Origin of the sequence: Neobacillus sp. DY30, assembly GCF_030123065.1 — a bacterium.
Taxonomy (GTDB): domain Bacteria; phylum Bacillota; class Bacilli; order Bacillales; family Cytobacillaceae; genus Neobacillus.
The window spans coordinates 5,230,098-5,245,263 of the sequence record NZ_CP126093.1 but is presented as its reverse complement, the minus strand read 5'-3'; the positions used below and the strand labels follow the sequence as shown (position 1 = coordinate 5,245,263).

General features: G+C 38.1%; 12 protein-coding genes. 11 read left to right on the top strand and 1 reads right to left on the bottom strand.

Going from position 1 to position 15,166, the window contains the following annotated elements; all coding sequences use genetic code 11:
- Window positions 1-14: 14 nt before the first annotated feature.
- From QNH29_RS26000 to prfB, 4 genes are all read left to right on the top strand, one after another.
- Window positions 15-1,616, top strand: coding sequence for a cytochrome c3 family protein (locus QNH29_RS26000; protein WP_283862152.1), 1,602 nt, complete (start codon window positions 15-17; stop codon window positions 1,614-1,616).
- A gap of 375 nt (window positions 1,617-1,991) precedes the next feature.
- Window positions 1,992-4,106, top strand: a complete 2,115-nt coding sequence (locus tag QNH29_RS25995; protein ID WP_283862151.1) for an Ig-like domain-containing protein — start codon at window positions 1,992-1,994, stop codon at window positions 4,104-4,106.
- 1,063 nt (window positions 4,107-5,169) lie between these two features.
- Window positions 5,170-5,307 carry a hypothetical protein gene (locus QNH29_RS25990; RefSeq protein ID WP_283862150.1) on the top strand — a complete coding sequence of 46 codons (138 nt, stop codon included), beginning with the start codon at window positions 5,170-5,172 and terminating at the stop codon, window positions 5,305-5,307.
- A gap of 405 nt (window positions 5,308-5,712) precedes the next feature.
- Window positions 5,713-6,814 (top strand): peptide chain release factor 2 gene (prfB, locus tag QNH29_RS25985; protein ID WP_283862149.1). Its coding sequence is split into 2 segments (ribosomal slippage): window positions 5,713-5,784 and window positions 5,786-6,814, totalling 1,101 coding nucleotides; the frame shifts between segments, so codons are not numbered across the junction.
- A 127-nt stretch (window positions 6,815-6,941) separates the two neighbouring features.
- Here prfB and QNH29_RS25980 read toward each other — a convergent pair.
- Window positions 6,942-7,232, bottom strand: a complete 291-nt coding sequence (locus QNH29_RS25980) for a hypothetical protein (protein ID WP_283862148.1) — start codon at window positions 7,230-7,232, stop codon at window positions 6,942-6,944.
- A 220-nt stretch (window positions 7,233-7,452) separates the two neighbouring features.
- Between QNH29_RS25980 and QNH29_RS25975 the strand changes: the two genes are divergently transcribed.
- The 7 genes from QNH29_RS25975 to QNH29_RS25945 all read left to right on the top strand — a co-directional run bounded on the left by QNH29_RS25975 (window position 7,453) and on the right by QNH29_RS25945 (window position 15,049).
- Window positions 7,453-8,316, top strand: a complete 864-nt coding sequence (locus tag QNH29_RS25975) for a YitT family protein (protein WP_283862147.1) — start codon at window positions 7,453-7,455, stop codon at window positions 8,314-8,316.
- Between the two features lie 51 nt (window positions 8,317-8,367).
- Complete coding sequence (gene cccB / locus QNH29_RS25970; protein WP_283862146.1) at window positions 8,368-8,691, top strand: cytochrome c551; 324 nt, start codon at window positions 8,368-8,370, stop codon at window positions 8,689-8,691.
- 293 nt (window positions 8,692-8,984) lie between these two features.
- A complete protein-coding gene (gene ftsE / locus QNH29_RS25965) occupies window positions 8,985-9,671 on the top strand; it encodes a cell division ATP-binding protein FtsE (protein ID WP_283862145.1) in 687 nt (228 codons plus the stop codon).
- Window positions 9,661-10,554 carry a permease-like cell division protein FtsX gene (gene ftsX, locus QNH29_RS25960; RefSeq protein WP_283862144.1) on the top strand — a complete coding sequence of 298 codons (894 nt, stop codon included), beginning with the start codon at window positions 9,661-9,663 and terminating at the stop codon, window positions 10,552-10,554. Before ftsE ends, ftsX begins: the two co-directional genes overlap by 11 nt.
- 92 nt (window positions 10,555-10,646) lie before the next feature.
- Window positions 10,647-11,963 carry a murein hydrolase activator EnvC family protein gene (locus QNH29_RS25955; RefSeq protein WP_283862143.1) on the top strand — a complete coding sequence of 439 codons (1,317 nt, stop codon included), beginning with the start codon at window positions 10,647-10,649 and terminating at the stop codon, window positions 11,961-11,963.
- Between the two features lie 161 nt (window positions 11,964-12,124).
- Entirely contained in the window at window positions 12,125-13,579 is a 1,455-nt protein-coding gene (locus QNH29_RS25950) for a S41 family peptidase (protein WP_283862142.1), read from the top strand.
- Window positions 13,580-13,858: 279 nt separating this feature from the next.
- Window positions 13,859-15,049, top strand: a complete 1,191-nt coding sequence (locus tag QNH29_RS25945) for a PDZ domain-containing protein (RefSeq protein ID WP_481858757.1) — start codon at window positions 13,859-13,861, stop codon at window positions 15,047-15,049.
- Window positions 15,050-15,166: the final 117 nt, after the last annotated feature.

The following is a 15,166-nucleotide window of genomic DNA, read 5'->3' as shown; positions in this document are numbered from 1 at the left end:
TTAGTTTAAGCTTGTTGTTTTCATTCATGATGGTATTTATGTTTGTAGCAGCAGCATCTGCGGCCACAACTATAACAAACACACAACCAGATGAAGCAAACAACGGAAATCTTGTAGATACTGCTCCGGATCATAACGTAGAACTAGATCCAGGAACTGTTGAACCAACTGCAGAGAACGCTAACAAAACTGGTTCAGGAGCGGATACTGGTGCTCCTGCAACAGGCGAAAAGGCGGAAGTAATTAAAAACGTAGATGGTCACAAGACTCACGGAGAATACCAAAATAACACAAACTCTTGTGCTAGCTGTCACCAAACGCATACTTCAAAGGGGAAGCAGTTATTATTTGCTGATACCACATACCAAACATGTGCTGCATGTCATGATGGTACATTAGGATTCTATAACGTATTTGAAACTGGCGAAAATGCTTCATTGGACGGCGCTGGTACTTTCGGTGGTAGCCATGCAAACAACATGAGTATTCACCAATCAAACGACGCTGTTTTAGTAAAAGCTGCACCAGGTGGAAATAAAAATGGAACTGGTACTTGGGCTGCTTCATTTAACTGTGCAAGCTGCCATGCTCCACACGGATCTTACTCTGACCGTTTATTACATTACAATCCAAACGGGATGGCTACAACTCCAATAAACATGCAAAACGGAGTTAACATTGGTGGGAATCAAATTCAAGGTCTAGTGCCTTCTGTTACAAAGCCAGCTGCTAACACTTATGGTTTAGTAATAGAAGATGGTACTCATGAAATCGAGCCAGGCGTATTTGGTAAGAAAATATTCCTTTACAAAGGTAATACTAAACTTACAACTCCAATGTTATATGGTTATAGTTCACACGGAACTCCACACTTCACTCACTTAGCGTATACTCATCCAACTCATGGAACTGGTCGTATCGAGTATGGTAATGCTGATGTTCACTTCAACAACGAAGGTGGGTATTTCGAAGCTGAAACTGTAAAAGGTAACGAAATCTTAACTGGTTCTACTTCTTTAGTTGGTCAAGTATCTTTAGCTTACACTGTTGATATGGACCTTCAAGTAGTACAAGATATTGACGGATTAAAAATATACAAAAACAACCAATCTGCCTATTGGACTGAGAAGACTCTTAATAATACAGGTACTACTAAAGACTTCGTAGGTCAAGGTGTTAAAATGTCTGAATACTGTGCTTCATGTCACGTTGACTATCTTGCAAAATCAAGTACTGGTACTGGAATAAAATCGGGTACATTTGAAAAATCTTTCCGTCACACTACTAACAGCGCTAGCTACAGCTGTGTACGCTGTCACTTTGCTCACGGTACTGATGCTGAAATCATGATGGATGCTGAGGGTAATACAGTTGCTGACTTAACTGCTACTGGTGGTAAGTATGAGGGCGATAAAACTGCTGCTCTAACTTATATGACTGACACTAACCCATCTTCGGCACTTAAGAAGTTCACTAATATGACAGTATGTTGGGCTTGTCATAATAGCTCTAAAGCTACAACAATCAAGAACACAAACCGTCCAGAGAATCATCCGAACGGAATGCCGTTAACTGATGTTGACTTTGGCGGATCAACAAAAACAATCCAACGCTAAAAAAATAAGCTAACAATCAGCTGCAACTAATTGTTAGCAAAAATTAAATGTCTGAAAATAGGGTGTTATGCTAATGCATAGCACCTTATTTAATTACTACTATTGTAAAATTTTTGACACCAAATTGTCAATTCTTATACTTTACAGTTTACCCTATAAATGTAAAGCTAGGGTTAAAGTGTTTAAGAAAAAATGGAATAATAAAATGTGCTTTCCTCAGTATTTCCCAAGATATTTGCTACATTTTTACATTCTATATATGAATATTTATTGAATAATAGTCGTATTTACTAGAACCTTCTCCGCAATACAATTAAAATAAAGGTAAGCATTTCATTGTGTAATTACGGAATAAGGAGAAAAGAGGGGGACTAAATGAGGCAAAAAGGACTCCTGCATAAAACAAAGTTACATGTACTAATTACTTTTATTTTATGTTTCCAATTTGTTGGATACTATCAATTATTAAATACCACACCTGTTAAAGCCGAAGAATTAACCGTAACAGAATCAAAAGTAACAATCACTTCACCACAAACGGGTGATTTTCTTCATGAAACTACCTTTACTGTTGCTGGTACAGTTGAAAATTTCACAACCGGAGCAGCTATTGTCCTTTATAGTGGTTCAAGTGTTATTGGCTCAATTGATGGGGTTACAGGAAATAACTGGACAATAACGGCATTATCCCAGGAAGGCACCCAAAGTATATTTGCTGTTGCGACTGATTTAGACTCAAATACAGCAACATCAGACATAGTCACAATAACATTGGATAAAACTCCTCCAGAAATTACGATTGAGAAACCAACTAATGGGGAGTATGTAAACTTTCAAGTTATTGAGGGGAAATCAGAAGCAAATGCAACCATTCAGATTTGTACGGATTGTGCCAAAAACGCTGAGAATCAAGTAATTGGCACATGGGTGTCTGTTTCAGCAAATAGTTCTGGTGTTTGGAAATATGAGGATTTGCAAATGGCTGATGGCAGCCATACAGTGTTTGTAAAATCAACAGATAAAGCGGGTAACATTAGTACCGTTAAAGAAGTTTCGTACATATTGGATAAGTCACGTCCTATTGTTTCAAGAAATGTTTATCCAAAACAGGACATGACGCAAGTTCCAATAAATACTACTATTAAAGTAACAGTCTTAGATTCAACTGCTTTAAATGAACAATTAATATCAAATAGTATTAAACTATCGCAAAATGGTATAAATGTACCAGGGGTGACAGTTTATAATTCTGAAACAAAGGAACTTACCTTTACGCCTTCAGCAGATTTGTTAACAAGTAAAAAATATCAAGTCTTTGTTAGTCCATTGGGATTGATGGATTCGGCTGGAAATATTGCTTTCCCTAAATTTTGGTCTTTCACGACTGTTAGTGCTCCCCCAGATGAAGTAAGAGAGGAGCACGCAAACCCCCATGGTAGTTATGGGAATGACGTTAATACATGTGCAAATTGCCACAGTACACATGTATCTTCCAGCCTAGGTTTAATAGGCCGGAAAAATCCTGATGGTACAACTCAACAAAATTTTTCAGTAGATGATTATTGTATGGCTTGCCATGACGGTACAGTTGCTCCAAAGTCTGAGAATATGGAAAGCACACATACCCATAATGCTGCAGTAAACATTGAAGGGAAACCGAGTGGAAGTTCCTGTGCTAGCTGCCATAATCCGCATTTGGAGTGGTCAGAACAAAATCCCAACTTAACCCAGGATCATATAATCTATACTCATCTACCACCTGACCCGGCTAAACCAGATATGGTTAAACCAACAGGCATAATTAGCAGCAAAGAACAAATGTGCGAATCCTGTCACGAATCAGATAGTGCTGAAAGGATTGCAAATCCTGCAGTGGAATACCGTATTTTCCAGTATAAAAAATGGAATACTGCAGTAGGAATAAGTGAAGACTATGAGCTATGTTTACGCTGCCATAATCTTAATTTTAAACAAAAATATGACCTAACTCCTGACATTAAAATTTATTATAATAATTTGACAGAAACAATAAAGAAACAATATGAATTAGTAAATGGTACTGGGTCCTTCCCTAATCGGGAAATCACTGAACAAGAGAAGAATTTCTCAGGGCACATTATAAAAGCACAAGATGGCAGTTTTTTAGCAGGACATATTCCATGTGCAGAGTGTCATGATACACATGGTTCGAACAATGTTTATAATTTAAAAGTACAAATAGGTCATGAAAATCCTAAGACTTTTGTTGCACCTACTGGTGAATGGGATGCGGCGAAGGAACGTGCCTTCTGTATAGCATGCCATAACGGAGAAACAGCGATTTACGGTGTAATCGGGAGGGCAATTTACGATGAAACAACAGGGATAGCCATTAACCCTGCAAGAAGTGCCCATAACAAAGACAATATACAAGCATGTTCTGAATGTCATAGTAATAACAATTCTTTTAGTGAAGCAGCACATGCTCCAAAAAGGGTTAGAAATCCTTAGGAAAAACGAGAGGAATACCTCTCGTTTTTTTGTTGAGAAATTAAATACGAATTTGTTTATGTGGTGATCTTCCTCTTTCCGAAAAAATATCTATTATTATGGTAAATCTGCAAAAATAATTGGTGTGATTGAATACGAAAACTATTATGTCTTCGACAAACTTCTACATTATTCTATGTTCCATTGAAATACTCTTTATTTAGAATTAATTGTTCTTAACAAAGAATAACGAATTTTTTTCTAGCAGCAAGTTGTCAATAGATCAATTTTAAAATAGGTCTATTTGTTATTTCTAGGATTTTAATGATATCTCAAGGAAAGTGGGATTAGATGGTAACTATTAGCTGGAATTTGACTTAAATCTATCATGGTGGTATTTGCAGGAAATCAGTTGCTAAAGTTTGTATCGTTTGCAGAAACCATGATGGTATTTAGTGATAAGGTGTGATTAAAAATTTTTGTAATGAAAAATATATAGTTGCATCTCAAATAATAAATTAACTTTTAATGAGACATTTAAAACTCCCCTTTTCTATTAAAAGTTGCTAACCCGAACTCACTAATCTTCACATTAGACTAGGATAACTCTAATGAGCAATAAAAACGCGAGGAACAGTCTTCCCGTTTTTATGTGGATAAGTAAAATTTGGAACGGATTTATCCTTTAGCTTTAAAGAGCAAGTAAGAAAAAACTCTACTGCTTATACGAAGCTTAGTACAGGAAATTCACAAATAAAACATATTTATTATAATGATAATTCCAATTATATCTATTCCATTATGTAGTTATTATAAATGATATTTCTCCTTATAAATCAGCTGTTTTCGTTGTTTTGGGAATATGTTTGCGGATGAATATTTGATTTCTTAATATAATGAAGTAAGTTTTTTTACATTAAGTGATACTATACTAAAAATTAAAAGATATTGTATAATTACAATATAAATCAATGATTGAAAGACAAATATTTTATTTTAATATATCATTTCTACTTTCGGTATGTTGGAAACAACAGTATATCTATGTGAAGAATAAATGAACCAATGCAAAGGAGAAATATTGATGTCAAAAAGTCTTTGGATTACGCCGGAAGAAGCACTTCGTAAGAAAAAAATGAAGAAAAATATTCTTTATGTAAGTATCATGCTTGGAACCATCGTATTTAGTACTTTGCTTACCTTGTTAGTAAATAACTTATAATCAAAATAATTCTTAAAAACGAGAGAATCAAGACCTCTCGTTTTTTGTTTGGGAATCATTCGTAAATGTTGATAAGTATTGTTAATATGTAGATATGTGGATAAAATTTTATGATTATTTTTAATATTATGTATATAATCTGATTTATCCACACAGATATCAATGTGAATTTTCCATATCGCTGTAATATCTGTGGATTACTAATGTTATCCACAGAAGATAAATACCTATTTTACCTAATAAGGTGATATTTGAGTTTTCCTGTCTTCCACATGCTCCCTTGGAGTAGTCATATGTAATCAATTTTGAAATTTCTCCTTATTACAGGCTATAATGAATAAGGAACAATCGTACGACCAGGACATAAGCTAGAAACTGACCGTAATTTTTATAGAGGTGAAGAAAATGGAATTAGCAGAAATTCGAAATGAGCTAGAAAAAACAGCTAAGCGTTTAGCGGACTTTAGGGGGTCTCTTTGACCTTGAAAATAAGGAAGCGCGTATAGCTGAACTTGATGATCAAATGCTTCATCCTGATTTCTGGAATGACCAGCAGGCAGCCCAAACTGTCATCAGTGAAGCCAATGCGCTAAAGGATCAGGTTAATGAGTTTACCCAGATGTATGAAACATTTGAGAATCTAGAAGTGAGCTACGAGCTTGTAAAAGAAGAAAGTGACGCGGAATTACAAGCAGAGTTGGAAGAAGAATTAACAAACCTAACCTCAAGACTCAATGATTTTGAACTTCAACTGCTTCTTAGTGAAGAATACGATAAACATAATGCGATTTTAGAGCTGCATCCTGGAGCTGGTGGAACCGAATCACAGGACTGGGGCTCAATGCTGCTGCGTATGTATACACGCTGGGCTGAGAAAAAGGGCTTTAAGGTAGAGACACTTGATTATCTTCCAGGCGATGAAGCGGGGATTAAAAGTGTAACCTTGGCAATAAGAGGACACAATGCCTACGGTTATTTAAAAGCGGAAAAAGGTGTACACAGATTGGTGCGGATTTCGCCGTTCGATGCTTCAGGACGCCGTCATACATCGTTCGTCTCGTGTGAGGTCATGCCGGAATTTAATGATGAAATTCAAATTGATATCCGTACAGAGGATCTTAAAATAGATACGTATCGTGCCAGCGGTGCCGGCGGACAGCATATCAATACAACGGATTCTGCCGTGAGGATTACCCACACACCAACAGGAGTTGTGGTAACATGTCAATCGGAACGTTCGCAGATTAAGAACCGTGAAGCAGCGATGAAAATGCTAAAAGCCAAGCTTTATCAACGCGAAATTGAACAGCAAGAAAAAGAACTGTTGGAGATTCGCGGCGAACAAAAGGAAATCGGCTGGGGAAGTCAAATTCGTTCCTATGTTTTCCATCCTTATTCTATGGTTAAGGACCACCGTACAAATACCGAAAGCGGAAACGTTCAGGGAGTTATGGATGGAGACTTAGACCCATTTATTGATGCGTACCTCCGTTCGAGAATTTCTTAATAAACTTAAAAAGCCTTTGCCCATTGAGTCGGCAAAGGCTTCATTATTGGGATTTTTTTTACCGCTCTTGGTGGAATTAATGAGGATTTTGCAGGAAATTTATTGTATGTGTGATTTTATAAATAAATTACAACCACCTTTTATTGTTCAATTCTCCAGAAACCAATTCAAACATTTTATCGTGGTGGCCTAGTTTTTCTTCAATATGTCTAAAAGAACTTCTAAACTCAACAGCATTGTTTTCGACTGTTTCTTGGAGGGACTCTATTCTTGACTCTACCTTATCAAGACGTCTATCTATACTATCAAACCGTCTATCCATACCATCAAATCTTTTATCGATTGCAGCAAATTGTTGATTCATTTTATCAAACTGATTATTTATTTGTTCCATCATTTTCAGTAATTGTTGTTCCATTGTATCACCTCCGCTATTCGACAATTATACCATTATTAAAATAAATCATCGTATTCTTAGAATCCCTTATGAAAATTATTTTATTGACAAATACTAATAAAAATTTAACCCTTTAATGCGTTATCTGAATGCCATTTACAGCAAATTAATGCCATGCTATACTCACTTCGGTTAAGTAAGAAAATTATAGCAAAATGGTAATATAGAGGGGAATCGCAGTATGAATAAAAGAAGAAACAGTCAGCCGGCACCAAGATTGGCAAGTGCCTTAGAATACATAAACGTTTTAGTTGGATCCGCCGTTATCGCGCTCGCCTTTAATGTATTTCTTCTGCCAAATCAAATTGCGTCAGGCGGCGTAAGCGGCATAAGTACGATTTTATTAAGTGTATTTGGATGGGAGCCGGCATATGTTCAATGGGCTTTTAATATTCCCTTGTTCATTGCAGGAGTAATTCTATTAGGAAAACAGTTTGGAGTAAAGACGCTAATTGGAACAATATTCTTACCTTTTGTTGTTTTCTTAACAAAGAATATTGACCCTTGGACAAATGATGCCTTGCTTGGCGCACTATTTGGCGGGATTGTAGTCGGTCTTGGACTAGGAATTGTTTTTAGGGGGAACGGCTCGACCGGTGGAACCGACTTAGCCGCTCAGATTATTACGAAGTACACTGGGCTTACTCTTGGTACCAGTGTGGTTCTAATTGATGGACTCATTGTCCTCTCTGCAGCTCTTGTGTTTGATATTGAACGAGGCCTATATGCATTGATTGCCTTATATGTAACAAGCAAAACGATAGATCTAGTCCAAGTAGGCTTTGGGAGATCAAAAACCGCAATGATTATTACCAACAAGCAAGAAGAAGTAAGAGAAGGGATATTGAATAAAATCGACCGAGGAGTCACAAAACTATCGGCTTATGGCGGGTTTACAGACAACGAGCGTCCAGTGCTTATGTGCGTCGTCGACCAGCGTGAGTTCACAAAATTGAAACAATTGGTTAAATCCCTTGACCCGTCTGCATTTGTCGTCGTTATGGATGCGTCTGAAGTGTTGGGAGAAGGTTTCAAAAGGGCGTAATACTGCTATACTATTCCTTGTATGGAAATTTCTTCTGAAGGGGGAGTAGTTATGAAGAAAAAGCTGTTAAAGATGCTATTGGGATCTGCACTTGTTATGGGTCTAGCTGCCTGTGGCGGCGGCAATGATGAAGCTGGTGGCGACACAGCCGCAGCTGGGGATGCTGAAAAAATTTATTCACAAAAATGCTCAAGCTGTCATGGCGGTGACCTAAAGGGAGGCATGGGGCCTGAGCTTACAGCAGTAGGAGCAAGCAAATCAAAAGATGAAATTGCCGCTATTATTAAGGATGGTACTAATGGCGGAATGCCTGCAGGCCTTATCGAAGGCGATGATTTAGACAAGGTTGCTGAGTGGTTGGCAGCGAAAAAGTAATTTACCTCAACGTTCTGTGATTTTTACAGAACGTTTTTTTATTTTTGTTAATCTATGACTTTATTAAGATATTATTACCTTTTGTCGAAAAATATAGGTTATAAATAACAATTTATGCATGTTTTGAAAAGAAACTGTAATATTTTTACCGCTTTTTTTACCAGTATAGAGTGTTATAATGAAATTGTGCGAAATCCTGCAGTATTTTGTCTAGGATTTTGTTTTTGTGCAAGAAAATAAGAGGTTATTGTCGAATCTTATTGTTTCGAAACTAACTGATAAAGGTGATCTAAATGATAGAAATGCAAGATGTGTTTAAAAAGTACCCAAATGGGGTTACTGCGATAAATGGAATAGATGTTCGGATTAATCAAGGCGAATTTGTATATGTGGTGGGTCCAAGTGGTGCAGGGAAATCAACCTTCATTAAAATGATGTATCGTGAAGAGGTTCCGACCTCCGGTACGATTACCATGAATGGTGTTAATGTTGCAAAAATAAAGAACAAAAAAGTACCTATATTCCGACGCAACCTTGGTGTTGTGTTCCAAGATTTTAAACTGCTGCCAACGAAAACCGTTTATGAGAATGTAGCCTTTGCACTTGAGGTTATTGAAGCTCAGCCGAAATTCATAAAAAAGCGCGTGATGGAAGTCCTTGACCTTGTTAACCTTAAGCATAAAGCTAGAATGCTTCCAACAGAGTTATCGGGAGGGGAGCAGCAACGTGTTTCAATTGCGCGTTCGATTGTAAACTCGCCTAAAATTGTCATAGCGGACGAGCCAACAGGTAACCTTGATCCAGAGACATCATGGGAAATCATGAGTATTTTTGAGGAAATCAATAATAGGGGTACCACGATTGTCATGGCAACCCATAATAGAGAAATCGTCAACACAATTAAACATCGTGTAATTGCGATTGAAGCTGGAAAAATCGCTCGTGATGAACAAAGAGGTGATTACGGTTATGAAAATTAGAACCCTTGGCCGTCATGCGCGTGAAAGCTTTAAGAGTATTGGCAGGAATGGCTGGATGACGTTTGCCTCAGTGAGTGCCGTAACGGTAACACTCATTTTAGTCGGTGTCTTTTTCGTTATTATGATGAACCTAAATAGAGTAGCCGAAACGATCGAAGAGGACGTACAAATTCGCGTTCACATCGACGTGGCTGCTAATCCAGAGGATCAGCAAAAATTAAAGAGTGAGATTGAAAATATTCCAGAAGTACAGAGTGTAAAGTTTTCATCCAAGGAGCAGGAACTTCAAGAACTCATTAAGAGTATGGGTGAGGATGGACAAGCATTTAAACTATTTGAACAAGACAATCCGCTAAATGATGTATTTATCGTAAAAACGAAAAATCCACAGGATACAATGAAGGCAGCGAAAGCCATAGGAAAGCTACAGTATGTTACAAAGGCTGTTTATGGTAAGGGAACAGTTGAAAAGTTATTTAACTTTATAGAAGCTAGCCGCAACGTGGGAATTGTACTAATTGCTGGATTATTTTTCACTGCAGTTTTCCTTATTTCCAATACTATTAAAATTACCATCATTGCAAGACGTAGAGAAATTAAGATTATGAGATTGGTAGGAGCAACGAACAATTTTATTAGATGGCCATTCTTCTTAGAAGGATTATGGCTTGGTATCCTTGGTGCTATCCTGCCAATTATCTTGATTTCAATTGCCTACTATAACGCTTATGAATATCTAGCACCAAAGCTTGTCGGGAACTTTATTCAAATTCTCCCTTATAATCCATTTATCTACCAGGTATCTGGCGTTCTTATTTTAATGGGAGGATTGATTGGAATCTGGGGCAGTGTAATGTCAGTTAGAAAGTTCTTAAAGGTTTAAATTAATTGTCATCAGGAAGGGCAATGAGTACAGTCCTTCCTGATTACTGATATGGATTCAGATGTACATAAATGGGAAGGAGAAATTGGACTTTGAAAAAACCAATACTAACATTTGCAGTTGCAGGAACGATTACGTTGACCAGTTTTTTTGGGGGATTTGCTGAAGCTGCCTCCCTTTCAAGTTTAAGAGATCAGCAAAATAAAATCGAAAAAGAGAAATCTGAATTAAATTCTACTATAAATAATGCAGACCAACAGATTAATAGTTTAAATGAACAGCAGTCAAATGTGAAAGCAGAAATGACACGCCTTGATCTTTCTATTGATGAAACTCATAGAAAAATCAGTGAGAAGACAGCTGAATTGGAGAAAACAGAGGCAGAAATTAAAAGACTTCAAGAAGAAATTAAAGTTACAAAGGAACGGATTGAAAAGCGAAATGAGCTTTTAAAAGAACGCGCCCGCAACTATCAAGAAACAGGTGGGTTGGTTAGTTACATTGATGTTTTAATGGGTTCGCAAAACTTTAGTGACTTTATTGACCGTGCGAGCGCGGTTGCGACAATTATGCAGGCCGACCAGGATATCTTAAAACAGCATGAAGCGGATAAAAAGAGTTTAGAGGAAAATCAAGCTAAGCTAGAAGTAGAGCTTGCAAGCGTTCAAACGATTCTGGATGATTTAGAAAAAATGAAACAGCAATTGAATGCACAAAGAGCTGAAAAGGATAGATTACTAGCTTCTCTAGAGAAACAAGAAGAAGAAATTCACGAGCACAAAATGGAGCTGCAGGAAGAGGCACAACTACTTGCTGCCCAATCATCAGCCCTCCAAAAGGCCATTGCGCTTGAACAGAAACATCAGGAAGAAGCAGCGGCAGCTGCAGCCGCACAAGCCGCAGCCGCAGCAGCTGCTGCAAATAATAACGCTGGGTCTGGTAACGGTGGAGGAGGTAGTACTTCGCCACAACCAAGTGCACCACAACCAAGTGCACCTGTTTCTAGCGGGGCATTCACATTGCCGGCGAATGGGACCTTCACATCAAGTTTTGCTCCTAGATGGGGCTCATTCCACTATGGTGTGGATATAGCTAATCGTGCTGCAAATGTACCAGTTTGGGCAGCTGCTGATGGTGTTGTTATTCAATCCTACTATTCTAGCAGTTATGGGAATGTTGTTTTTATTGCCCACTCTATTAATGGACAAACTTATACTACGGTTTCTGCTCATTTGGAAACGAGAAATGTCAGCTCTGGTGCAGTTGTTAAAAAGGGTCAGCAAATTGGTATTATGGGTAATACCGGTGATTCACAAGGGAAACATTTACACTTTGAACTCCATAGAGGCCAATGGAATGCGAGCAAGAGCAATGCGATCAATCCAGTCGGAATTGTACCAATGCCATAATAGGAAAAAGGAAGAAGCCATGCTTCTTCCTTTTCTTTTTGCTTAAAACTTTTACAGGAATAACTCGTCCATACCTTACATAATAGTTTATAAACGGGCAGGAAAGAGACACTTTTTTCGATAATGAAAGTCAATAGACGCTGCACATGAGGGGGAACAGGATGAACAGAAAATGGATTGCCCTAATGATGGTTGGATCGCTTCTTACAGGGGCGGGGGGCACATATGCAGGAATGCAATGGCTGGATACAACAGAGAAAAACACAGCGCTTGAACAAACATTAACAAAGTCTGAAACAGTTGTTACAGGTCAAGCAGAAATCGAGGACCTTGCAAAGGTTAATCAGGCCTATGAGCTAATTTTGAGCAGTTATGTGGAAAAGGTAGATAGTGACACCTTAGTGGAAGGGGCTATTCAAGGAATGCTCACCGTCTTAGATGATCCTTATTCTGTTTATATGAACAAGGAAACGGCACAGCAATTTACTCAGACTTTAGATTCCTCGTTTGAAGGTATCGGGGCAGAAGTGGGAATGGTCGATGGGAAAATTGTCATTATCTCTCCATTTAAAAACTCACCGGCGGAAAAAGCAGGGTTAAAGCCAAATGATGAAATTTTAAAGATTGACGGCAAGAGTGTAGAAGGACTGGACCTCAACAAGGCGACATTAAAAATACGCGGTAAGAAGGGAACAAAAGTAAAGTTAGAGGTCGAACGGAAGAGCTTAAAGGAACCTCTTACCATTGAAGTCACACGTGATGAAATTCCACTCGAGACTGTTCATGCCTCCGTGAAAAAACAAGATGGGAAAAATATTGGTTACATCGAAATTACCTCGTTCTCAAAAGAGACAGCCGCTGATTTTAAAAAGGAACTGAGTAGTTTAGAAGGGAAAGATATAGAAGGACTTATCATAGATGTCCGTGGAAACCCTGGGGGATTGCTTGTTAGTGTAGAGGATATTTTAAAAGAGTTTGTTACAAAGGAAAAGCCATTTATTCAAATAGAGCAAAGAAATGGGGAAAAGGAACGCCACTTCTCTAATCTTACAGAGAAAAAGAAATACCCCGTAGCTGTCTTAATCAACAAAGGCAGTGCTTCAGCCTCTGAAATATTAGCTGGTGCTTTACAAGAAGCGGCTGGATACCAATTAGTCGGGGAAACAACTTTTGGTAAAGGAACCGTTCAACAGGCTGTTCCGATGGGAGATGGCAGCAATATAAAGCTGACTCTATATAAATGGCTGACACCGGATGGCAACTGGATTCACAAAAAGGGGATAAAACCGGACGTAGACGTGAAACAACCAGCCATCTATGATACGCATCCGCTTCAAATTGAAGAACCGCTTCAAGAGGATATGAACAGCGAGCAGGTCAAAAATGCACAAGAAATCTTAGATGCATTAGGGTTTGCACCGGGACGAACAGATGGTTATTTCAGTTCTGAAACAAAGACAGCGGTTAAAGCCTTCCAGCAGAATCATAAAATGCAGCCTACAGGGAAAATTGATACAAAAACCGCTGCAAAGCTTGAAGAAGAAGCAATAAAGGAAATGAAAAAAGAGAAAAATGATATTCAGCTGCAAACTGCTTTGAGATTAATCTCAAAATAAACAAATGAACAGAGGCATCCCGCCTCTGTTTTTCTTTGCGACAAAAAAGACTAAAAGTCTAGTGGATGATGTCGAGATTTCCGTGGAAATATTGTTGAAGTCGAAAGAATAAACATGCATACACATTGAATTACATTAGATAAACTCCTTTTTTCTAGAAGTTTCGACATTTTATTGTTTTTTCAAGAAACTAGCAATAGGTTTTATTCCTCCATTTTGGTAAAATAATCATTAGAGCTAGATTAATAGAATTTATGATAGAGGCAGGTGGCAAAATTGGTGCAATTATGGCTGTTTGAGCTGTTAAAGGGGACAGGAAGACTCTTTCTTCATCCAGTTTTTTACTATCTCATTTTCCTTTCCGGAATACTGGGTGTATTAAGAGTTAAACGGGAGCGTAAAAATTTCCATACGAGGACCTTTGATGCTTATTTTGAACTTCGACAGTTGTTCCCATTAGGTTTAATCTTGGGTCTTGTGCTATCCATCGTCACAGTTACCTCTGGTCTTAGCGTTCCATTTGCAGCCATTCTTCTTATCGTTGTCTTTACGCTATTATGGAGTTTTACAACTAATATACGATTAATGTCGCCAGTTTACACGGTAGGTGCCGCATTTTTCGGAGTCATATTAATTGCTGAATACGGATGGAATGTCCCGTTTTTTAAAGATGCCTTTCAAAGTATAGATGAAAAGGTCTATCCTTCGATAGTGGTCTTATTGGCGCTCTTATTAATTTCAGAAGGGATTCTTATTAGCAGGAATGCAGTCAAAGGAACCTCTCCCAAACTGGTTAGGAGCAAGCGCGGGCAGAATGTAGGTGCACATGAAGTGAAGCGACTCTGGCTGCTTCCTGTATTTCTGCTCATCCCAGGAGATGTCCTAACACTGCCGTTATCGTTCTGGCCCATCTTTCATATTGGAGCAGAGTCATACTCGCTGATCCTTGTTCCGTTTGCAGTTGGTTTTAACCAGCATATCCAAGGCTTGCTGCCTAAACAATCGATTCAGCTGCATGGTCGTAAAGTAATCGCATTGGGAATTGTAACCTTGATACTGTCTGTTATCGGCTATTGGTATCCGCTTATCTCTATTGGATCAGCAGCCCTGGCGATAATTGCCCGTGAACTCATTTCCTTAATGCAGCGATTGAAGGATGACAATTTACCTTTTTATTTTTCTAAGAAAAACAATGGCTTAATGATTATCGGGATTATCCCCGAATCACCTGCTGACAAAATGGGACTTCAAGTAGGAGAGTTAATTTCAAAAGTAAATGGTGTTACTATTCGGGATGAACAAGTTTTTTATGAAGCGTTACAAAAAAATCGTGCCCATTGTAAGCTCGAGGTTTTAGACATTAATGGCGAGGTCCGTTTTGTTCAACGCGCTTTGTATGAAGGAGACCATTATGAGTTAGGTATTCTATTTGTACAGGATCAGAAAAAGTATGATGAAAAAATTGGGTAGTGAATGAAGTCAAAGGATAACTCCTTTGGCTTATTTTCTTTATTAAAGGGATTCTAAAACTTCTATTTTCTGTATATTTGGAGACTGGAGAGCTAAACCTAAAGTGGGAAATTCCTA

Coding starts and splice junctions, on each gene's coding strand:
- cccB (WP_283862146.1), top strand. CDS start 8,368: ATGAAGAAAAAGCTGTTAAAGATGCTATTGGGATCTGCACTTGTTATG.
- QNH29_RS25990 (WP_283862150.1), top strand. CDS start 5,170: ATGTCAAAAAGTCTTTGGATTACGCCGGAAGAAGCACTTCGTAAGAAA.
- QNH29_RS25975 (WP_283862147.1), top strand. CDS start 7,453: ATGAATAAAAGAAGAAACAGTCAGCCGGCACCAAGATTGGCAAGTGCC.
- ftsX (WP_283862144.1), top strand. CDS start 9,661: ATGAAAATTAGAACCCTTGGCCGTCATGCGCGTGAAAGCTTTAAGAGT.
- QNH29_RS25950 (WP_283862142.1), top strand. CDS start 12,125: ATGAACAGAAAATGGATTGCCCTAATGATGGTTGGATCGCTTCTTACA.
- QNH29_RS25980 (WP_283862148.1), bottom strand. CDS start 7,232: ATGGAACAACAATTACTGAAAATGATGGAACAAATAAATAATCAGTTT.
- ftsE (WP_283862145.1), top strand. CDS start 8,985: ATGATAGAAATGCAAGATGTGTTTAAAAAGTACCCAAATGGGGTTACT.
- QNH29_RS25995 (WP_283862151.1), top strand. CDS start 1,992: ATGAGGCAAAAAGGACTCCTGCATAAAACAAAGTTACATGTACTAATT.